6 protein-coding genes are annotated in these 6,460 nt (G+C 64.3%); 5 read left to right on the top strand and 1 reads right to left on the bottom strand.

Annotated elements, in window-relative coordinates; genetic code table 11:
- The 4 genes from G9C89_RS15225 to G9C89_RS15210 form a co-directional block, all read left to right on the top strand.
- The coding region (locus tag G9C89_RS15225) for an acetyl-CoA carboxylase biotin carboxyl carrier protein subunit (protein ID WP_315852820.1) at window positions 1-396 on the top strand (396 nt) is incomplete at its 5' end.
- 99 nt (window positions 397-495) lie between these two features.
- Window positions 496-1,398, top strand: coding sequence for a hydroxymethylglutaryl-CoA lyase (locus G9C89_RS15220; RefSeq protein WP_172149433.1), 903 nt, complete (start codon window positions 496-498; stop codon window positions 1,396-1,398).
- A 339-nt stretch (window positions 1,399-1,737) separates the two neighbouring features.
- Window positions 1,738-3,693, top strand: a complete 1,956-nt coding sequence (locus G9C89_RS15215; RefSeq protein WP_172149431.1) for an acetoacetate--CoA ligase — start codon at window positions 1,738-1,740, stop codon at window positions 3,691-3,693.
- Window positions 3,694-3,867: 174 nt separating this feature from the next.
- Entirely contained in the window at window positions 3,868-4,515 is a 648-nt protein-coding gene (locus G9C89_RS15210) for a glutathione S-transferase (RefSeq protein ID WP_172149429.1), read from the top strand.
- A gap of 97 nt (window positions 4,516-4,612) precedes the next feature.
- Here G9C89_RS15210 and G9C89_RS15205 read toward each other — a convergent pair whose 3' ends face one another.
- Window positions 4,613-5,809 carry a PilT/PilU family type 4a pilus ATPase gene (locus G9C89_RS15205; protein WP_172149427.1) on the bottom strand — a complete coding sequence of 399 codons (1,197 nt, stop codon included), beginning with the start codon at window positions 5,807-5,809 and terminating at the stop codon, window positions 4,613-4,615.
- A gap of 149 nt (window positions 5,810-5,958) precedes the next feature.
- Between G9C89_RS15205 and G9C89_RS15200 the strand changes: the two genes are divergently transcribed.
- The gene (locus G9C89_RS15200) at window positions 5,959-6,237 is read left to right on the top strand and encodes a peptidylprolyl isomerase (RefSeq protein WP_079202230.1); all 279 of its coding nucleotides are present in this window, start codon (window positions 5,959-5,961) and stop codon (window positions 6,235-6,237) included.
- Window positions 6,238-6,460 lie beyond the last annotated feature (223 nt).

Here is a 6,460-nt window from a genome sequence, read left to right as displayed (position 1 = left end):
CAGGGCGACACGCTGTTGTGCAGCAGCCCGCTAGACGCCGAGGTTCAGCCAGACGCACTACAACAGCGCCTGCACGCCATCCGCCAGGGCGATACCCTCTACCTGGAATGGCAGGGCGACCTGCACGCCGTCAGCCAGCTCGACCCGATCGCCGCCGTCGAAGCCAGCCACAGCCATCACGGCGGCCTGACCGCGCCGATGAACGGCAGCATCGTCCGCGTACTGGTCGACGCCGGCCAGCAGGTCGAGGCCGGCACCGCCCTGGTGGTGCTGGAGGCGATGAAGATGGAGCACAGCATCCGCGCCCCGCATGCCGGTGTGGTCAAGGCGCTGTATTGCCGCGAAGGCGAGATGGTCGGCGAAGGCGCCGTGCTGGTCGAGCTGGAAGAGGCCTGAGCGCAATGATCGGTGCGATCATGACATTCTGCGCACTGCACTAAATCGTAGGGTGCGCTGTGCGCACCATTGCTCCCCAAAATGCCGAGGAGACGCCAAATGAATTTGCCCCAACACGTGCGCCTGGTCGAAGTCGGCCCGCGCGACGGCCTGCAGAATGAGCAACAGCCGATCGGCGTGGCCGACAAGGTGCGCCTGGTCGACGACCTGTCCGCCGCCGGCTTGTGCTATATCGAGGTCGGCAGCTTCGTCTCGCCCAAGTGGGTGCCACAGATGGCCGGCAGCGCCGAGGTCTTCGCCCGGATCCAGCAGCTGCCCGGCGTCACCTACGCCGCCCTGGCCCCCAACCTGAAGGGTTTTGAAGACGCGCTGGCCGCCGGAGTCAAGGAAGTGGCGGTATTCGCCGCCGCCTCCGAGTCCTTCTCGCAGAAGAACATCAACTGTTCCATCCGCGAGAGCCTGCAGCGCTTCGTGCCGGTGATGGAAGCCGCCAAGCAGCAGGGCATTCGCGTACGCGGCTACGTGTCCTGCGTGCTCGGCTGTCCTTATGAAGGTGAGGTGGCGCCGGCACAGGTCGCCTGGGTGGCCAAGGAGCTGTTCGCCATGGGCTGCTATGAGGTGTCGCTGGGCGACACCATCGGCACCGGCACCGCCGGCCAGGTGCGCCACCTGTTCAACGTGGTCGGTCGCGATGTGCCGCGCAACCTGTTGGCCGGGCACTTCCACGACACCTACGGCCAGGCCCTGGCCAATATCTACGCCAGCCTGCTGGAAGGCATCGACGTGTTCGACAGCTCGGTCGCAGGGTTAGGCGGCTGCCCCTATGCCAAAGGCGCCACCGGCAACGTCGCCAGCGAGGATGTGCTGTATTTGCTCAATGGCCTGGGTATCGAAACCGGTATCGACCTGGACAAACTGATCACCGCCGGCCAGCGCATCTGCGCGGTGCTGGACAAGCCCAACGGCTCGCGGGTGGCACGGGCGAGACTGGCCAGTGCGTAGCCGCGAGGTTCAGGGGCTTCGTAGGAGCGGTCCATGACCGCGATAGGCATGCCTGCAAAACGCATCGCGGGCATGGGCTAGGCGCCCCCGCTGCTTCTATGTTCCGCGAGGCGCTCGCCGTCAGGCTTTTGTTACGCGCTGTAAAGCACCACAGCCAGGCTTGAAGCAGTTGCCCTGCCTTCGGTGCAAAGCCGCTACAACGGCCGCCAGGTCGGCAGCCGAGCAATAAGGGTCGCTGCAGGTCAATGCGCCCGGCGCCCAGTAGGCTAGCGTGCCATCGGCCAGGCGCGATGGCCCGGCCCATCAAGAATCACGGCAACAGCCGAATGAGGAATCGACATGCAACAGCCCTTGTGGACACCCTCCAAGGAACGTATCGCCGCCACCCGAATGGACGCCTTCCGGCGTTTCGTCAACCAGCGCCACAGCCTGCAACTGCCTGACTACCCGGCCCTGCACGCCTGGAGTGTGACCCAGCGCGAAGCCTTCTGGCAGGCCATCGTCGAGTTCTTCGAGATTCGCTTTAGCGCGCCACCGCAGCGCATTCTCGACGAAGGTCCAGCCATGCCCAGCGCCCACTGGTTCCCCGGCGCCACCCTGAATTTCGCCGAACACCTGCTGCGCCGCCGAGACAGCTACCCGGCCCTGGTCGCCATCGGCGAAGACGGCAGCCGCGAGCAACTGACTTACGCCGAACTGGCGGCCCATGTCGCCGGCCTGCAACGCCAACTGCAAGCCGCCGGTGTCGGCCTCGGCGATCGCGTCGCCGCCTTCATGCCCAACACCTGGCAGACGCTGGTCGGCATGCTCGCCGCCAGCAGCCTCGGCGCCACCTGGTCGAGCTGCTCGCCGGACTTCGGCACCCAGGGGGTGATCGACCGCTTCGGCCAGATCGAACCCAAGGTACTGATCGCCGCCGCCGGCTACCGCTATGCCGGCAAGAACCTCGACCTGACCGGCAAACTCAACGAAATTCTCGCGCGCCTGCCGTCGCTGCAGCAGTTGCTCGTGGTGCCCTACGCCAACCCGGCTGCCAAGGCGAGCGACTTCCAGACCACGGCCAGGGTCGCGCTCTGGCAGGACTTCTACCAGCCCGGCGGCGAGCCTGCGTTCACCCCCGTGGCGTTCGACCATCCGCTGTACATCGTCTATTCCAGTGGCACCACCGGCGTGCCCAAGTGCATCGTCCACGGCAGCGGCGGCGTGCTGCTGCAGCACGTCAAGGAACTCGGCCTGCACACCGACCTGCATGCTGCCGACTGCCTGTTCTACTACACCACCTGCGGCTGGATGATGTGGAACTGGCTGGTCTCGGGCCTGGCCCTCGGCGCCACCCTGGTGCTGTTCGATGGCTCGCCCTTCCACCCGGGGGCGGAACGTCTGATCGACCTGATCGACGCGGAAAACATCAGCATCTTCGGCACCAGCGCCAAGTACCTCGCCGCCCTGGAGAAGGCCGGTGCCAAGCCGGGCAGCAGCCACAAGCTGGAGCATCTCAAGGCCATCCTCTCGACCGGTTCGCCGCTGTCCCACGAGAGCTTCGAGTACGTCTACCGCGAGATCAAAAGCGACCTGTGCCTGTCATCGATTTCCGGCGGCACCGACATCGTCTCCTGCTTCGCCCTCGGCAACCCACTGCTGCCGGTCTGGCGCGGCGAGCTGCAGTGCAAAGGCCTGGGCATGGACGTGCAGGTGTGGAACGACGCCGGTCAGCCGGTCATAGGCGAGAAAGGCGAACTGGTCTGCACCAGGCACTTCCCCTCGATGCCGGTGGGCTTCTGGAATGACCCGGGCGGCGCCAAGTTCAAGGCCGCCTACTTCGAGACCTTCCCCGGCATCTGGGCCCACGGCGACTATGCCGAAGAGACCGTGCACGGCGGCCTGGTGATTCACGGCCGCTCCGACGCCGTATTGAATCCCGGTGGCGTGCGCATCGGCACCGCCGAGATCTACCGCCAGGTGGAGAAGGTCGAGGAGGTGCTCGAATCCATCGCCATCGGCCAGGACTGGCAGGATGATGTGCGCGTGCTGTTGTTCGTCCGTCTGCGCGACGGCGTGACGCTGAGCGACGAGCTGCAGGCACGGATCCGCCAGGTGATCCGCAGCAACACCACGCCGCGCCACGTGCCGGCCAAGATCATTGCGGTGGCCGACATCCCGCGCACCATCAGCGGCAAGATCGTCGAACTGGCGGTGCGCAACGTGGTGCATGGCAAGCCGGTGAAAAACACCGACGCCCTGGCCAACCCGCAGGCGTTGGAGTTGTACAAGGACCTGCCCGAACTGCAGCGCTGAGGCAGGCTGCGCCGTGCGCACCGTTTCGCCAATCGGTGCGCATGGCGCACCCTACAGGTCCAGAGCGCTATCCGGCGCCCCTATGGACAGCACGGCAAACTTCGCCTAGCGTCTGATGCCCGACTGGCTCATGGCGCAGTCGGACGTCGACCGGCATCCAGCCAAGGAGAACACATGCAACTGATCGGAATGCTCGACTCACCCTACGTGCGCCGGGTCGCGGTGTCGCTGCAACTGCTCGAGGTGCCGTTCGAGCACCGCGCTATCTCGGTGTTCAGCACCTTCGAGCAATTCCGCCAGCTCAACCCCGTGGTCAAGGCGCCCTCGCTGATCTGCGACGACGGCAGCGTGCTGATGGACTCGACCCTGATCCTCGATTACGCAGAGCACCTCGCCGGCCCCGATAAATCCCTGATGCCCGCGGCCATCGGCGAGCGTCAACGGGCGCTGCGTATCATCGGCCTGGCGCTAGCCGCCTGCGAGAAGAGCGTGCAGATCGTCTACGAACGCGAGCTGCGCCCGGCGGATAAACAGCACCAGCCCTGGCTGTCGCGAGTCAGCGGTCAATTGCTGGCGGCCTACACCGCCCTGGAGACCGAGCTGGTCCGCGAGCCGCTGGCGCTGAAGCACGCCAGCATCGATCAGGCCGGCATCAGCACCGCGGTGGCCTGGTACTTCACCCAGGCGATGCTGCCGGACCTGCTCGAAGCCGCGGCCTTCCCTGCCCTGCAGCGGCTCTCGGCCGCCGCCGAAGCCCTGCCGGCATTCGCCGCCGCGCCCCATGGTCTGGGCACCTATCAGCCAACCGGCCAGCGCGCCTAGCCTAAAGACAGGGATGCACCACCGCGATCTTGGGCAGCTGCGGGGTAGGAGCGAATTTATTCGCGAAATGCATCGGCAAACGCCCGGCAGCTCTCCGCTAAATCCCGGAGCGCCCGAGATCTTCTGGCGACTCGGGCTCCTCGATATCCTCCAGGGTCAGCTCCAGCCCCCAGTCAGCAGGTTTGGCGGTCGCTGCCGGTGCCGGCGGAGCCACCGGTGCCGCAGCCGCCGGGTTGTCGCGATAGAGCTTGAGTTTCAGGCGCACGTTGTTCGCCGAGTCGGCATTCTTCACCGCCTCTTCCTCGTCGATGGCCCCTTGGTTGACCAGGTCGATCAGCGCCTGGTCGAAGGTCTGCATGCCCAGGTTCTTCGACTTCTCCATGGTTTCCTTGATTTCGGAGAAGTCGTTGCGCTTGATCTGATCGCGGATGGTCGGTGTACCCAGCAGCACCTCCACCGCGGCGCGGCGCTTGCCATCGATGGTCTTGACCAGGCGCTGGGAGACGAAAGCCTTGAGGTTGTTGCCCAGGTCGTTGAGCAATTGCGGACGGCGATCTTCCGGGAAGAAGTTGATGATACGGTCCAGCGCCTGGTTGGCGTTGTTGGCGTGCAGGGTGGAAATTGCCAGGTGGCCAGTGTCGGCGAAGGCCAGGGCATGCTCCATGGTCTCGCGGTCGCGGATCTCGCCGATCAGGATCACGTCCGGCGCCTGGCGCAGGGTGTTCTTCAGCGCGGCGTGGAAGCTGCGCGTATCGACCCCCACCTCACGCTGGTTGATGATCGACTTCTTGTGCCGATGGACATACTCCACCGGGTCTTCGATGGTGATGATATGGCCGCCGGCATTGCGGTTGCGGTAGTCGATCAGCGCCGCCAGGGAGGTGGATTTACCCGAGCCGGTGCCGCCGACGAACAGCACCAGACCGCGTTTTTCCATCACCGTGCTGAGCAACACCTCAGGCAGCTTCAAGTCTTCGAACTTGGGGATGTCCAGCTTGATGTTGCGCGCGACGATCGACACCTCGTTACGCTGCTTGAAGATGTTGATGCGAAAGCGTCCGACGCCGGCCAGGGAAATCGCCAGGTTCATCTCCAGCTCGCGCTCGAACTCTTCACGCTGCGCGACATCCATCACCGCGTCGGCGATGGCGGCCACCTCACCGGGCTTCAAGGGCTCCTGGCTGAGCGCCTTGAGCACACCATTGAACTTGGCGCACGGCGGCGCGCCGGTGGACAGGTACAGATCGGAACCATCCTGGCTGGCCAGGATTTTCAGCATTGAGTGGATATCCATGGGGCAGCGCTTCCGTCGAGTGGATTTAATTCGTCAGGCCAGTATTCGCCCATGTCCCTGGCGAATCGGCAAACTTGAAAAGTGACGTCATTCTGATGGCGCAGCAAACACTGGCACAATACGCGCCCGGTAGAAATGAGGAACTCGTCATGGCAAAAGCAATGGCCCGCCATATTCTGGTGAAAACCGAAGCAGAAGCCGCCGCATTGAAGAAGCGCATCGCCGCCGGCGAGGCCTTCGATCTGCTCGCGCGCCAGTATTCCACCTGCCCGTCCGGCAAGCGCGGCGGCGATCTCGGCGAGGTGCGCCCGGGGCAGATGGTACGGGCGATCGATCAGGTCATCTTCAAGAAACCCCTGCGTGAGGTGCATGGTCCGGTGAAGAGCCAGTTCGGCTATCACTTGGTACAGGTGTTTTACCGCGACTAAGAGCAGAGAGCTTGTGAAAAAACTCTCGCCTACTGCGACCGCCTCTGCGAACGCCTCCAAACGCCCGCTGCGGCATTGCGCTAGGTGAAAGCAGGGTCATTTAGCTCACTAAACTCCCCTACTTTTTGCGTAGCGCGCCTTGCTGCGAACCCCTGGAGGCGGTCTCGCTACGGCGCTCGATATTTTCACAACCTCTGAGTTAAGCGAGGCGAGATAGCTCTTA

Origin of the sequence: Pseudomonas tumuqii (assembly GCF_013184545.1) — a bacterium.
In the GTDB taxonomy this organism is placed as follows: domain Bacteria; phylum Pseudomonadota; class Gammaproteobacteria; order Pseudomonadales; family Pseudomonadaceae; genus Aquipseudomonas; species Aquipseudomonas tumuqii.
The sequence above is the reverse complement of the archived record's forward strand: the minus strand, read 5'-3'. Positions and strand labels throughout refer to the sequence as shown.

Coding starts and splice junctions, on each gene's coding strand:
- G9C89_RS15220 (WP_172149433.1), top strand. CDS start 496: ATGAATTTGCCCCAACACGTGCGCCTGGTCGAAGTCGGCCCGCGCGAC.
- G9C89_RS15215 (WP_172149431.1), top strand. CDS start 1,738: ATGCAACAGCCCTTGTGGACACCCTCCAAGGAACGTATCGCCGCCACC.
- G9C89_RS15210 (WP_172149429.1), top strand. CDS start 3,868: ATGCAACTGATCGGAATGCTCGACTCACCCTACGTGCGCCGGGTCGCG.
- G9C89_RS15205 (WP_172149427.1), bottom strand. CDS start 5,809: ATGGATATCCACTCAATGCTGAAAATCCTGGCCAGCCAGGATGGTTCC.
- G9C89_RS15200 (WP_079202230.1), top strand. CDS start 5,959: ATGGCAAAAGCAATGGCCCGCCATATTCTGGTGAAAACCGAAGCAGAA.